The following is a 12,954-nucleotide window of genomic DNA, read 5'->3' as shown; positions in this document are numbered from 1 at the left end:
ATGGTATTAACAGAACAAAAACGCAACTATTTAGAAAAATTGAGCACCAAAGAGGGTGTAATCTCAGCCTTGGCCTTTGACCAACGCGGCGCTTTGAAACGCCTCATGGCTCAATACCAAGACACAGAACCAACCGTTGCTCAAATGGAAGAGTTGAAGGTCCTAGTGGCTGAAGAATTGACACCATTCGCATCTTCTATGCTCTTGGACCCTGAGTATGGACTTCCAGCGACCAAAGTTTTGGATGCGGAAGCAGGTCTCTTGTTGGCTTATGAAAAAACAGGCTACGACACTTCGAGCACCAAGCGTCTACCAGACTGCCTCAACCTTTGGTCAGCTAAACGCATCAAAGAACAAGGTGCAGATGCAGTGAAATTCTTGCTCTACTATGATGTGGATAGTGCTGATGAACTCAACCAAGAAAAACAAGCTTACATCGAACGCATCGGTTCAGAATGTGCGGCAGAAGAAATTCCATTCTTCCTTGAAATCTTGGCTTACGATGAAACAATCGCTGATGCAGGTTCTGTAGAATATGCTAAAGTGAAACCTCGCAAAGTCATCGAAGCTATGAAAGTCTTCTCAGACCCACGCTTTAACATCGATGTTTTGAAAGTAGAAGTTCCTGTCAACGTCAAATACGTAGAAGGCTTTGGCGATGGTGAAATCGTGCACAGTCGTGAGGAAGCTGCAGCTTTCTTTAAAGAACAAGAAGAAGCAACCAACCTTCCATACATCTACTTGAGTGCGGGTGTCTCTGCCAAACTCTTCCAAGAAACCTTAGTCTTTGCCCATGAAGCAGGAGCGAACTTCAACGGGGTCCTTTGTGGCCGTGCAACTTGGGCTGGATCTGTAGAAGCCTACATCAAGAATGGGGAAGAAGCAGCTCGTGAATGGTTGCGTACCGAAGGTCGTCGCAACATTGAAGAACTCAACCAAGTCTTGGACCAAGTCGCAACTTCTTGGAAAGAGCGTATTTAACAGTGTAGACCACTCCTTTAACGATGGGCGTTCGAATTTCCTTGAATAGCCCAGAGAATACAACGATAAACAGCTATTTGTTAGAAAAAAACAAAAAAGTTAAAAAGTTGTTAAGAAAGGGTTTACAAAAACAAAAGCGTGTGCTATACTTAATCCATAAGTGAATACAAGGTGAGTGTTAGTAAGTTAGATTACGCATGATCACAGATGAATCAGGGAGAAGCCTCTCTGATCTCATTTGTGGTCATTTTTTATACCCTTAACCTTAAATAAACTAGCAAGGAGAGTACCATGTATCGGATTTTAAATCCACTCAATCACAATGTTGCTCTGGTGAGGAATGACAAAGGGGAAGAACTGATTGTCATTGGAAAAGGAATCGTTTTTGGCAAAAAGAAGGGCGACCTAGTCCCTAAAGAAAAGGTAGAAAAGCTCTTTCGGATGAAAACAGAGGAATCCCGAGAGAACTTTATGACCCTGTTAAAAGATGTTCCATTAGACTTCATCACAGTGACCTACGAGATGATTGATTACTTGAGCAAAAAGTATCACTACCCCGTTCAAGAATATATCTATGTGACCTTGACCGACCACATGTTTTGCTCTTATCAGGCAGTGACTCAAGGCAGGTATAAGGAAAGTAATCTTTTGGATATCTCAGAAAACTACCCAGTGGCTTTTGAGATTGCTAAAGAGGCAGTTGATATCTATCGGGAGAAGCTCACAACTAGCTTCCCTGAAGATGAGGTCACTCGTATCGCCTATCATTTCATCAACGCAGAAGGTGAAAATGGAGCGGAGGTCGTGGATTCCATGGACCAGCGTAAAGAAATCTTAAAAGCTGTGGAAGAGGTTTTGAATAGTTATTCAATCAAACGAACCGAGACCAACAACAACTTTTATGACCGTTTCATGATTCATCTTAACTACTTCTTGGATTACCTGGATCGCAATCGGGATGATAATCAATCGCTTCTAGATATGGAGGAACATATAAAAAGCTCCTATCCCAAAGCCTTTGAGATTGGTTCTAAGATTTATGATGTGATTTCTAGGGAGACCGGGGTTGACTTGTACAAGAGTGAACGGGTCTATCTGGTCTTACACATTCAACGCTTATTGTAACAACTTTTAAATATTAAGAAATTCAAATTGGAGGAATTGGTCATGACCAAAGAAGAAATGACATTACTAGGTTTCGAAATCGTTGCGTATGCAGGGGATGCTCGCTCTAAACTCTTGGAAGCCCTTAAGGCGGCTGAAAAGGGTGAATTCGCTCAGGCTGAAAGCTTGGTAGAAGAAGCAGGAAGCTGTATCGCAGAGGCTCACAAATCTCAAACAACTATGCTAGCGCAAGAAGCAGCAGGAGAAGACCTCCCCTACAGCATTACCATGATGCATGGGCAGGACCACTTAATGACAACAATCCTATTAAAAGATGTGATTCATCATCTCATTGAACTATACAAAAGAGGAGTAAAATAATGCATAAATTAATTGAATTGATTGAGAAAGGAAAACCTTTCTTCGAGAAGATTTCTCGTAATAAATATTTGCGTGCCATCCGTGATGGGTTTATCGCAGGGATGCCAGTCATCTTATTCTCATCTATCTTTATCTTGATTGCCTATGTTCCAAATGCGTGGGGCTTCCATTGGTCAAAAGAAATTGAGAATTTCTTGATGACACCTTATAGCTATTCGATGGGAATTCTGGCTTTCTTCGTAGGTGGAACCACAGCCAAAGCTTTGACAGATTCTGTCAACCGTGATTTACCTGCAACAAACCAGATCAACTTCTTGTCAACCATGTTGGCATCTATGGTTGGTTTCCTTCTAATGGCAGCTGAACCTGCTAAGGAAGGTGGTTTTCTGACTGCTTTCATGGGAACAAAAGGTCTTTTGACAGCCTTTATCGCAGCCTTTGTCACTGTTAATGTTTATAAGGTCTGCGTGAAAAATAATGTGACTATTCGCATGCCAGACGAAGTTCCACCAAATATCTCTCAAGTATTTAAAGACTTGATCCCATTCACTGTATCTGTTGTTCTCCTTTATGGACTTGAATTGATTGTGAAGGGAAGTCTGGGTGTAACAGTAGCTGAATCTATTGGTACTCTCCTTGCGCCTCTCTTCTCAGCAGCAGATGGCTATCTTGGAATCACGCTTATTTTTGGTGCGTATGCTTTCTTCTGGTTTGTGGGAATCCACGGCCCTTCTATCGTAGAGCCTGCGATTGCAGCGATCACTTACGCAAATATCGATGCCAACTTGGCTCTGTCTCAAGCTGGTCAACATGCAGATAAGGTTATTACTTCTGGTACTCAAATGTTTATCGTTACCATGGGTGGTACTGGTGCAACCTTGATTGTTCCCTTCCTATTCATGTGGTTGTGTAAATCAGAACGGAACCGTGCAATCGGACGTGCTTCTGTTGTTCCTACATTCTTCGGTGTAAACGAACCAATCTTGTTTGGTGCACCTATCGTATTGAATCCGATCTTCTTTATTCCATTCATTTTTGCACCAATTGCCAACGTTTGGATCTTCAAATTCTTTGTTGATACCTTGGGAATGAACTCCTTCACGGCTAACCTTCCATGGGTTACTCCTGGACCTTTGGGGATTGTCCTTGGTACAAACTTCCAAGTTCTCTCCTTCATCCTTGCAGCTCTTCTAGTAGTAGTAGACGTGGTTATTTACTACCCATTTGTGAAGGTTTACGATGAGCAAATTCTTGAAGAAGAGCGCTCTGGTAAAGCCAATGATGATTTGAAAGAAAAAGTCGCTGCAAACTTTAACACTGCTAAAGCAGACGCTATTCTTGAAAAAGCAGGTGTTGAAGATGCACCAGCTGAAAATACCATTACAGAAGAAACTAATGTCTTGGTTCTCTGTGCCGGTGGCGGTACTAGTGGACTCCTTGCCAACGCCTTGAACAAGGCTGCGGCAGAATACAAAGTTCCAGTTAAAGCGGCAGCCGGTGGCTACGGTGCTCACCGTGAAATGTTGCCAGAATTTGACCTTGTTATCTTGGCGCCTCAGGTTGCTTCCAACTTCGAAGATATGAAGGCTGAAACAGATAAACTAGGCATCAAATTGGCGAAGACAGAAGGTGCTCAGTACATTAAATTGACACGCGATGGACAAGGTGCTCTAGCCTTTGTTCAAGCTCAATTTGAAGAATAAGAACGAATAAGTGAGATGGAGATGGATGGCTCACTAACTCCTCTCCCCTCACTTTTCATTATATCCAATCAAGAAATAGGTGAAAAAATGACAAAAACACTTCCTAAAGATTTTATTTTTGGTGGGGCAACGGCTGCCTATCAAGCAGAAGGAGCTACCCATACTGACGGAAAAGGACCAGTTGCTTGGGACAAATACTTAGCTGATAACTATTGGTATACAGCAGAACCAGCAAGCGATTTCTACCATAAATATCCAGTAGACTTACAGTTGGCTGAAGAATATGGCGTAAACGGAATTCGTATTTCTATTGCTTGGTCACGTATTTTCCCAACTGGCTATGGTGAAGTAAATCAGAAAGGGGTTGAATTCTACCACAAACTATTTGCGGAATGCCACAAACGTCATGTAGAACCATTCGTAACGCTTCACCACTTTGATACTCCTGAAGCTCTTCACTCAAACGGAGACTTCTTGAATCGTGAAAATATCGAACACTTTGTAGACTATGCTACCTTCTGTTTTGAAGAATTCCCAGAAGTCAACTACTGGACAACCTTCAATGAAATTGGCCCTATCGGAGATGGTCAGTACTTAGTCGGAAAATTCCCACCAGGAATTCAGTATGACCTTGCCAAAGTCTTCCAATCACATCACAATATGATGGTTTCTCATGCACGTGCTGTGAAATTGTACAAAGATAAAGGTTATGCAGGTGAAATCGGAGTGGTACATGCCCTTCCTACTAAGTATCCTCTAAATCCTGAAAATCCAGCAGATGTTCGTGCGGCTGAGTTGGAAGATATTATTCATAACAAGTTTATTTTAGACGCAACCTACCTTGGACACTATTCTGAAAAAACTATGGAAGGGGTCCATCACATCTTATCCGTCAATGGTGGTAGCTTAGATCTTCGTGACGAAGATTTTGTAGCGCTTGAAGCAGCAAAAGACTTGAACGACTTCCTTGGAATTAACTACTACATGAGTGATTGGATGGAAGCATTTGATGGTGAAACTGAAATCATCCACAACGGTAAAGGGGAAAAAGGAAGCTCTAAGTACCAAATTAAAGGTGTTGGTCGTCGTGTAGCTCCTGACTATGTACCTCGCACTGACTGGGACTGGATCATCTACCCTCAAGGTTTGTATGATCAAATCATGCGTGTTAAGAAAGATTATCCAAACTACAAAAAGATCTACATCACCGAAAACGGGCTGGGATACAAAGATGAGTTTGTGGACAACACTGTTTACGATGATGGCCGGATTGATTATGTGAAGCAACACTTGGAAGTCTTGTCCGATGCGATTGCGGATGGAGCAAATGTTAAAGGATACTTCATCTGGTCTCTTATGGACGTCTTCTCTTGGTCAAATGGTTACGAAAAACGCTATGGTCTCTTTTATGTGGACTTTGAAACGCAAGAACGTTATCCTAAGAAATCTGCACATTGGTACAAGAAAGTAGCAGAAAGCCAAGTGATTGAATAAAGAAATAAACATGTAAGAAGGTCTATCCGCAAGGATAAGCCTTTTTTGTTGGTATTGGAGGTGATTATTTATCTCTTTTATAATTGCAACAAAGATTTCTAAGTCGTATTGCTAAAATACTCTAAAACTTGTACAATAACGCTATGAAAAAATTTAAACAGTGGAGTTGGATTCTTTGTGGCTTTCTTATCCTCTTTTTAGGTGCTACATTTGTTTTTCATCAATTCAGTTTACGAAATGAAAGTAAGCTTCTCATGCCTATAGGTAAGAAGGTTGTAGTCAATGGACATCAAATGAATGTATACATTAAAGGTGAAGGATCTGAAACGATAGTATTTCTTTCAGGTGCAGGTATTGCTTCACCTATATTAGACTTTAAGAATCTAACAGATTCCCTATCCAAAAAATACAAAGTAGTCGTCGTAGAGCGAGCGGGATATGGTTTTAGTGAAGATAGTGATCAATCAAGAGATGTGATGACGGTTCTTTCTGAGACCCGTCAAGCTTTGTCTCAAGCCGAAGTTTCGGGGCCTTATGTGATTGTTTCTCATTCAATGGCTAGCCTTGAGAGCCTTGCTTGGCAAGAGAAATATCCTAATGAAGTGAAAGCCTTGGTTGGTCTGGATTGGGCCTTGCCAGCGAGTTATGAAAATTTAAAGGATAATCAGGCCTTGCTTACTGTGGCTTATTGGAGCAGTAAGATTGGCTTATTACGCTATTTCCCTGAGTCCTTTTATATAAAAAATCCAACTCTGACTGAAACTGAACGACAACAATATAAATTACTAGCATATAAGCAGTTGATGTCACAAGCCATGCTTCATGAATCCCGTTTGGCAAAGGAAAATGCCAAGAAAGTTCCATCTAGCATTAATCCGAAAATTCCAGCCTTACTCCTGGTTTCTAACGGTGAAGGCACGACCTTTAGCCAATCAGAGTGGCAACGTTATGCAGAGAGATTTGCAAGCGATCAGTCTAATGTTCGAGTCGTCTATATGGATGCGCCTCACGACCTCTATCATTATCAAAGCGATGCTATTGTTTCTCACATTAAAGAATTTTTGGAGAATAATTGAGGGCTTAAAAATCCATTGAGACTGATGATAATAATTAAATGCTGGAGGATTAACAGTAGAATCGTTAATTTTCTCGATTAAAAAAATTCTTTTTCTTAACAATAAACATTCTCGTGAGGGTGGTTTTTTTGGTGTCTTAAGGAAACTATTTAACAGAATTTTTGATTAAAAGTTTCATTTTAAGAGAGAAATCTCTAATTTCATAATCAATAAGCAAACGCTTGCATTCCTATTTTTATTAGATTATAATAGGTTGGTATAAAGCCTTCTGTAATAATATTGAAAAAGTGTAGAAAGTAAGGATTTAGAATATTTGTAGTCAAAAATACAATGTTGCTTCTTACGATAGGGAGATAGATATGGCAATGATAGAAGTGGAACATCTTCAGAAAAATTTTGTGAAGACAGTTAAGGAGCCGGGGTTAAAGGGTGCCTTGCGCTCCTTTATTCATCCTGAAAAGCAGATCTTTGAAGCAGTCAAGGATTTAACCTTTGAAGTTCCAAAAGGGCAGATTTTAGGATTTATCGGGGCAAATGGTGCTGGGAAGTCGACAACCATCAAAATGCTGACAGGAATTTTAAAGCCGACATCTGGTTTTTGTCGGATTAACGGCAAGATTCCACAGGACAATCGCCAAGATTATGTCAAGGATATTGGAGTCGTTTTCGGACAACGCACCCAGCTATGGTGGGATTTGGCACTGCAAGAGACCTACACGGTCTTGAAGGAGATTTACGATGTGCCAGACTCGCTTTTCCATAAACGCATGGACTTTTTGAATGAAGTCTTGGATTTGAAGGAATTTATCAAGGATCCTGTGCGGACTCTTTCATTGGGTCAACGGATGCGGGCGGATATTGCAGCTTCCTTGCTTCACAATCCCAAAGTTCTCTTTTTAGATGAGCCGACTATTGGTTTGGACGTTTCGGTCAAGGACAACATTCGTCGAGCCATAACTCAGATCAATCAAGAGGAAGAAACTACTATTCTCTTGACCACTCACGACCTGAGTGATATTGAGCAACTCTGTGATCGGATTTTTATGATTGACAAGGGGCAGGAGATTTTTGATGGGACGGTGAGCCAGCTCAAGGAGACCTTTGGCAAGATGAAGACTCTCTCCTTCGATCTGACGCCAGGTCAAAGTCATCTCGTCTCTCATTATGAAGGCTTACCTGATATATCCATTGATAGACAAGGAAATAACCTGACTATTGAATTTGATAGTTCCCGCTACCAATCAGCTGATATTATCAAGCAAACCTTATCTGATTTTGAGGTCCGTGATTTGAAGATGGTAGATACGGATATTGAAGATATTATCCGTCGCTTCTATCGAAAGGAGCTCTAAGATGGTCAAATTGTGGAGACGTTATAAACCCTTTATCAATGCAGGGATTCAGGAGTTGATTAGCTATCGAGTCAACTTTATTCTTTATCGGATTGGCGATGTCATGGGGGCTTTTGTGGCCTTTTATCTCTGGAAGGCTGTCTTTGATTCCTCCCAGGAGCCTTTGATTCAGGGCTTCAGTATGGCGGATATCACCCTCTACATCATCATGAGTTTTGTGACTAATCTTCTGACTAGGTCGGATTCTTCCTTTATGATTGGTGATGAGGTCAAGGATGGTTCCATTATCATGCGCTTGTTGCGACCAGTGCATTTTGCGGCTTCTTACCTCTTTACGGAGCTTGGTTCCAAGTGGTTGATTTTTATCTCTGTTGGACTGCCATTTTTAAGTGTCATTGTTTTGATGAAAATCTTATCTGGGCAAGGGATTGTAGAAGTGCTGGGACTAACTACCCTTTATCTTTTTAGCTTAACGCTGGCCTATCTGATTAACTTTTTCTTTAATATCTGCTTTGGATTTTCAGCCTTTGTATTTAAAAATCTTTGGGGTTCCAACCTACTTAAGACTTCCATAGTGGCCTTTATGTCTGGGAGTTTGATTCCCTTGGCTTTCTTTCCAAAGGTCATTTCAGATATTCTGTCCTTCTTACCTTTCTCATCCTTAATTTACACTCCGGTCATGATTATTGTTGGGAAATACGATGCTAGTCAGATTCTTCAAGCACTTTTGCTTCAGCTTTTCTGGCTTATAGTGATGGTGGGCTTGTCTCAGTTGATTTGGAAACGAGTCCAGTCATTTATCACCATTCAGGGAGGTTAGTATGAAAAAATATCAACGCATGCATCTGATTTTTATCAGACAGTACATCAAGCAAATCATGGAATACAAGGTAGATTTTGTGGTTGGTGTGTTGGGAGTCTTTCTGACTCAAGGCCTGAACCTCTTGTTTCTCAATGTCATCTTTCAACACATTCCCTCTCTAGAAGGTTGGACTTTTCAAGAAATTGCCTTTATCTATGGATTTTCCTTAATTCCAAAGGGATTAGATCATCTCTTTTTTGACAATCTCTGGGCTTTAGGTCAACGACTAGTTCGAAAAGGAGAGTTTGACAAGTATCTGACTCGTCCTATCAATCCTCTCTTTCACATCCTCGTTGAGACCTTTCAGATTGATGCCTTGGGTGAACTTTTGGTCGGTGGAATTTTACTAGCGACAACGGCGACTAGCATTGCTTGGACTCTTCCAAAATTCCTGATTTTTCTAGTTTGTATTCCTTTTGCGACCTTGATTTATACTTCCTTGAAAATTGCAACAGCCAGTATCGCTTTTTGGACCAAGCAGTCAGGTGCCATGATTTACATTTTCTATATGTTTAATGATTTTGCCAAGTACCCGATTTCCATTTACAATTCGCTCCTTCGTTGGTTAATTAGCTTTATTGTACCTTTCGCCTTTACGGCCTACTATCCTGCCAGCTATTTCTTGCAGGGCAAGGATGGACTCTTTAATATTGGTGGTTTGCTTCTGATTTCTATTATCTTCTTTTGCATCTCTCTGAAACTCTGGGATAGGGGATTAGATGCATACGAAAGTGCAGGTTCGTAAGAGCTAAAGTAAGACTAAAATCAAGAAAGGAACTTATGATGCTTGTTATTAAAGAAGTTAAGGATGAAGAGCAAAAAATGGCAGTTGTCGCTGAGGTTTTAAAAAATTAGAGATTTTTCCTCAACTATGGGATCTTAAAAATCCTTGTCAGATTTTGATTAAAAAGATCAACTAAAAGTGCTTGACATCCGCAATCAGAGTGCTATACTGAGAAGGTAATCGCCGAATTAGCTCAGTTGGTAGAGCAACGCACTCGTAACGCGTAGGTCACAGGTTCGATCCCTGCATTCGGCATCAAACCACACAAGAAAAAGCCTATTGTGACGAGCTTTTTTTGATGTTGAATCACTTTTTGTACCAAAATTTGTACCAAATGATTATAAAAATTTTCAAACTCATCTTTGCTTTTCTCAATTGTCATGAACTATAATGGTTTTACGAAGGAGAGGAAGCATCCCCTAAAAATGGCTAGTTCGTCTGGTTCATTCATGTTCATGTAACCAGATAGTCCGATAATTTGACCGCTTATCCAAATTTCCTTGTCACCTTTGCTTCTGTTTGTTATAGTAGGTTTATCAAAAGAAGCCAGTCTTCTGATAACATTATAAAAAGAGGTAGTATCATGAAAAAATTAATTGGGTTTGGATTTATCCTTGCAGCTCTCGCCGTTATCACTTTTAGTATCATTGGTTATCCGAAAATAGATGCCAATCTTTGGCCCTTGGTTCCAGTTGTCTTGTTTGCTTTCTTTACGTTTGAAAATGCACTCAAGAAAGACTACAAGTCCAGCTTGATTTGTGCCGTCATTGGTTTTATCATCGCCAATGGCATCTATGACCTTCTTCCGATTTCAAATGGGGTCGTGATTACTGCGGGTGTCTTGGCTTGTCTTGGTCTTAGCTTTCTCTTTCCAGACGCACCGAAAGAAAAATAATGCTTCCAATTTTATTCGCTTCAGGGACTTGGTATGAAGAGATTTCTTCAGACCGAGTCCTTTTTAGCTGTTTGAAAGCACCACTTAGGGGCTGAAAAGAACCACTTACCGAAAAGGTCTTGTAAGATTTTGAACACCTGTTATAATGTTACTAACAAAGGTTAAGAAAGGAGTCCTATGAAAGTTCGTATCGAATTAGATCCGCAGATGGATGAGCCAGAAATGATCATTCGGGCTCCTCGATTGACGGAGGATGTCGCCCGCTTGCAACAGCTGATCTTGGAGCAAAAAATGACGCCCTTGACCTTTTACAAGGACCGAAGCGAGTACTTTGTAGATGTGTCAGAAATTCTCTTTTTTGAGACAGATGGTGAAAAGATCTATGGGCATACCAAAGAAGAAGCTTACGAGGTCCGCCAAAAACTCTACGAGTTGGAAGAGATCTTGCCGATTGCTTTCTGTCGCATCTCCAAGTCGACCATCGTCAATACCAAGCAGATTTATGCTATCGAAAAATCTTTTTCGGGAACCAGTACAGTAAACTTTTATCAAACCCATAAGCAGGTACACGTGTCCCGACACTATTATCAACTCTTAAAAGAACGGTTAAAGGAAATGAGGTAACAAAATGAAAAATAAATTAATTGGGATTTTCTTAATCCTCCTAGCAGCTTTGGTGCTCTTACAAGGCTATTTTGTAAAATGGGAGATCAGTATCTGGACGCTGGCTTGGGTTGTCTTGCTCGCAGTCCTTTCCCTCTCTAGTTTCTTGAAGCGCCACTTTGGTTGGGGCTTCCTATATGGGATTTTGGCCCTCTTCTCCCTTAACGGCCAATATCATTTTCTTCCAGTATCCAATTCAGTGGTCATCTTTTCTTCTATTTTAGCGGTGATCGGTCTCAATATTCTCTTCAAGCCTTCCAAAAAAGCAAAAGCGACTTGGAACTCTTACTCAGCAGGAACATCTTCTCAAACTGCTGGCAATGACATCGATGTTTCCTTCTCTACAGTGACCAAGTATTTGAATGACCAGAATTTTACGGGTGGGAGTGCGGATGTGAGTTTGGGAGAAGCTTCTATCTATTTTGACAATTGCCGGATCGAAGGGCCGTCAGCCCAGTTTGCGGTGGATGTCTCCCTTGGAAGTTTGAGTCTCTATGTCCCGAGTGACTGGCGGGTTCATGTCAATGTAGAAAGTTCTCTGTCAGCCATCCAACACCAGGAAAATCCTAGCAATTTAACCAGCAAGGACTTTTACATCGTCGGAGAGGTCTCACTGGGGAACCTAGAAATCATCTATGTAGGTGAGAATTCCTTTTCATAAGCCGATCTAAGAAAAACTTATTCAAAGGTCTTGCCAAGAGAAAGTTTTTTTGGTAATATAGTACGGTATGTGGTGCTAGCACATCCGTAATATTAGATCTAATAGGAGGCAAAACAGAATGGCTAAAGTATGTTATTTTACTGGTCGTAAGACTGTATCAGGAAACAACCGTTCACACGCGATGAACCAAACCAAACGTGCCGTAAAACCAAACCTTCAAAAAGTAACTGTCCTTATCGATGGTAAACCTAAAAAAGTTTGGGCTTCAGCTCGTGCATTGAAATCTGGTAAAGTAGAACGCGTTTAATAAAGAAAGAAGGCTGGGCATAAAGTGTCCAGCCTTCGCTTTTTGATAGGAATAGTAGTATGACGCAGTGGTTGATTGGAACTACTCATGTTTGAAACATTCGTACTTCCTAATCAACTGCGCGGGGGTGGGAAAATTGAAAAGGTTTGGGGAACCTTTTCAACTTTTTTTATTTTACAGAGTTCTTTCCCACTCCCTTTTCTTTTTCTTCATTTTTCCTCTTTTTGGACATTTGTATCAACCGATAGGAGAAAGGTGTATCCCTTTTACACGCGCCCTCTTTTATGGTAAAATAGAATATAAAATACTTTTGAGGTAGAAATTATGACAGTAAAAATCAATACAAAAGATGGTCAAATTGAATTGACCGATGATGTCATCGCAACTGTTGTAGGCGGTGCAGCCACTGAAATTTTTGGAGTGGTTGGGATGGCCAGCAAAAACGCGATTAAAGATAATTTCCAAGCTCTCTTAGGTAAGGAAAACTACTCTAAGGGTGTCGTTGTGAAAACAGCGGAAGCAGGAAGTATTGCGGTTGATGTTTACACTGTTTTGAGCTATGGTACAAAGATTAGCGAAGTCTCAAAAAATATTCAAGAGCGTGTCAAATTCAGTTTAGAAAATCAACTTGGAATCACAACGGATACAGTCAACGTCTATATCCAAAACATTAAAATTGTGGGAGAATAAT

General features: G+C 40.7%; 14 protein-coding genes, 1 tRNA gene and 1 pseudogene. All 16 read left to right on the top strand.

Features of this window, described 5'->3' with window-relative positions:
* Positions 1-981: a tagatose-bisphosphate aldolase gene (gene lacD, locus AC3E6G_RS06600; protein WP_123160838.1), complete on the top strand. Its 981-nt coding sequence runs from the start codon at positions 1-3 to the stop codon at positions 979-981.
* Positions 982-1,272: 291 nt separating this feature from the next.
* Complete coding sequence (locus AC3E6G_RS06595) at positions 1,273-2,106, top strand: PRD domain-containing protein (RefSeq protein WP_195610835.1); 834 nt, start codon at positions 1,273-1,275, stop codon at positions 2,104-2,106.
* A 42-nt stretch (positions 2,107-2,148) separates the two neighbouring features.
* Entirely contained in the window at positions 2,149-2,466 is a 318-nt protein-coding gene (locus AC3E6G_RS06590) for a PTS lactose/cellobiose transporter subunit IIA (protein WP_048714813.1), read from the top strand.
* The gene (locus tag AC3E6G_RS06585; RefSeq protein ID WP_195324741.1) at positions 2,466-4,169 is read left to right on the top strand and encodes a lactose-specific PTS transporter subunit EIIC; all 1,704 of its coding nucleotides are present in this window, start codon (positions 2,466-2,468) and stop codon (positions 4,167-4,169) included. Before AC3E6G_RS06590 ends, AC3E6G_RS06585 begins: the two co-directional genes overlap by 1 nt.
* Before the next feature lie 87 nt (positions 4,170-4,256).
* Complete coding sequence (gene lacG / locus AC3E6G_RS06580; protein ID WP_490700696.1) at positions 4,257-5,663, top strand: 6-phospho-beta-galactosidase; 1,407 nt, start codon at positions 4,257-4,259, stop codon at positions 5,661-5,663.
* A gap of 143 nt (positions 5,664-5,806) precedes the next feature.
* A complete protein-coding gene (locus AC3E6G_RS06575) occupies positions 5,807-6,739 on the top strand; it encodes an alpha/beta fold hydrolase (protein WP_287516667.1) in 933 nt (310 codons plus the stop codon).
* A 359-nt stretch (positions 6,740-7,098) separates the two neighbouring features.
* Complete coding sequence (locus tag AC3E6G_RS06570; RefSeq protein WP_287516666.1) at positions 7,099-8,091, top strand: ABC transporter ATP-binding protein; 993 nt, start codon at positions 7,099-7,101, stop codon at positions 8,089-8,091.
* Position 8,092: 1 nt separating this feature from the next.
* The gene (locus AC3E6G_RS06565; RefSeq protein ID WP_003017344.1) at positions 8,093-8,911 is read left to right on the top strand and encodes an ABC transporter permease; all 819 of its coding nucleotides are present in this window, start codon (positions 8,093-8,095) and stop codon (positions 8,909-8,911) included.
* Position 8,912: 1 nt separating this feature from the next.
* Positions 8,913-9,698 (top strand): ABC transporter permease, encoded by a 786-nt coding sequence (locus tag AC3E6G_RS06560; protein WP_061564710.1) that lies wholly within the window; start codon positions 8,913-8,915, stop codon positions 9,696-9,698.
* A gap of 94 nt (positions 9,699-9,792) precedes the next feature.
* Positions 9,793-9,873 (top strand): annotated as a pseudogene (locus AC3E6G_RS06555) (GNAT family N-acetyltransferase); the annotation flags it as partial.
* 46 nt (positions 9,874-9,919) lie between these two features.
* A tRNA-Thr gene (locus AC3E6G_RS06550) sits at positions 9,920-9,992 on the top strand.
* Between the two features lie 328 nt (positions 9,993-10,320).
* On the top strand, positions 10,321-10,632 hold the full coding sequence (locus tag AC3E6G_RS06545; RefSeq protein WP_287516663.1) for a hypothetical protein: 312 nt from the start codon (positions 10,321-10,323) through the stop codon (positions 10,630-10,632).
* Positions 10,633-10,809: 177 nt separating this feature from the next.
* The gene (locus AC3E6G_RS06540; RefSeq protein WP_129822728.1) at positions 10,810-11,256 is read left to right on the top strand and encodes a LytTR family DNA-binding domain-containing protein; all 447 of its coding nucleotides are present in this window, start codon (positions 10,810-10,812) and stop codon (positions 11,254-11,256) included.
* Between the two features lie 4 nt (positions 11,257-11,260).
* Positions 11,261-11,956, top strand: a complete 696-nt coding sequence (locus tag AC3E6G_RS06535) for a LiaF transmembrane domain-containing protein (protein WP_154858860.1) — start codon at positions 11,261-11,263, stop codon at positions 11,954-11,956.
* 118 nt (positions 11,957-12,074) lie between these two features.
* Positions 12,075-12,263 carry a 50S ribosomal protein L28 gene (gene rpmB, locus AC3E6G_RS06530; RefSeq protein ID WP_001140948.1) on the top strand — a complete coding sequence of 63 codons (189 nt, stop codon included), beginning with the start codon at positions 12,075-12,077 and terminating at the stop codon, positions 12,261-12,263.
* Between the two features lie 324 nt (positions 12,264-12,587).
* Complete coding sequence (locus tag AC3E6G_RS06525) at positions 12,588-12,953, top strand: Asp23/Gls24 family envelope stress response protein (protein ID WP_006594986.1); 366 nt, start codon at positions 12,588-12,590, stop codon at positions 12,951-12,953.
* Position 12,954 lies beyond the last annotated feature (1 nt).

The sequence above is a fragment of the Streptococcus sp. SCPM-O-B-23252 (M501) genome (genome assembly GCF_058200355.1).
Note: the sequence above shows the minus strand (reverse complement) of the source record. Positions and strands in the feature narration are given on the sequence as shown.

Coding starts and splice junctions, on each gene's coding strand:
- lacD (WP_123160838.1), top strand. CDS start 1: ATGGTATTAACAGAACAAAAACGCAACTATTTAGAAAAATTGAGCACC.
- lacG (WP_490700696.1), top strand. CDS start 4,257: ATGACAAAAACACTTCCTAAAGATTTTATTTTTGGTGGGGCAACGGCT.
- AC3E6G_RS06525 (WP_006594986.1), top strand. CDS start 12,588: ATGACAGTAAAAATCAATACAAAAGATGGTCAAATTGAATTGACCGAT.
- AC3E6G_RS06575 (WP_287516667.1), top strand. CDS start 5,807: ATGAAAAAATTTAAACAGTGGAGTTGGATTCTTTGTGGCTTTCTTATC.
- rpmB (WP_001140948.1), top strand. CDS start 12,075: ATGGCTAAAGTATGTTATTTTACTGGTCGTAAGACTGTATCAGGAAAC.
- AC3E6G_RS06545 (WP_287516663.1), top strand. CDS start 10,321: ATGAAAAAATTAATTGGGTTTGGATTTATCCTTGCAGCTCTCGCCGTT.
- AC3E6G_RS06560 (WP_061564710.1), top strand. CDS start 8,913: ATGAAAAAATATCAACGCATGCATCTGATTTTTATCAGACAGTACATC.
- AC3E6G_RS06570 (WP_287516666.1), top strand. CDS start 7,099: ATGGCAATGATAGAAGTGGAACATCTTCAGAAAAATTTTGTGAAGACA.
- AC3E6G_RS06595 (WP_195610835.1), top strand. CDS start 1,273: ATGTATCGGATTTTAAATCCACTCAATCACAATGTTGCTCTGGTGAGG.
- AC3E6G_RS06540 (WP_129822728.1), top strand. CDS start 10,810: ATGAAAGTTCGTATCGAATTAGATCCGCAGATGGATGAGCCAGAAATG.
- AC3E6G_RS06565 (WP_003017344.1), top strand. CDS start 8,093: ATGGTCAAATTGTGGAGACGTTATAAACCCTTTATCAATGCAGGGATT.
- AC3E6G_RS06590 (WP_048714813.1), top strand. CDS start 2,149: ATGACCAAAGAAGAAATGACATTACTAGGTTTCGAAATCGTTGCGTAT.
- AC3E6G_RS06535 (WP_154858860.1), top strand. CDS start 11,261: ATGAAAAATAAATTAATTGGGATTTTCTTAATCCTCCTAGCAGCTTTG.
- AC3E6G_RS06585 (WP_195324741.1), top strand. CDS start 2,466: ATGCATAAATTAATTGAATTGATTGAGAAAGGAAAACCTTTCTTCGAG.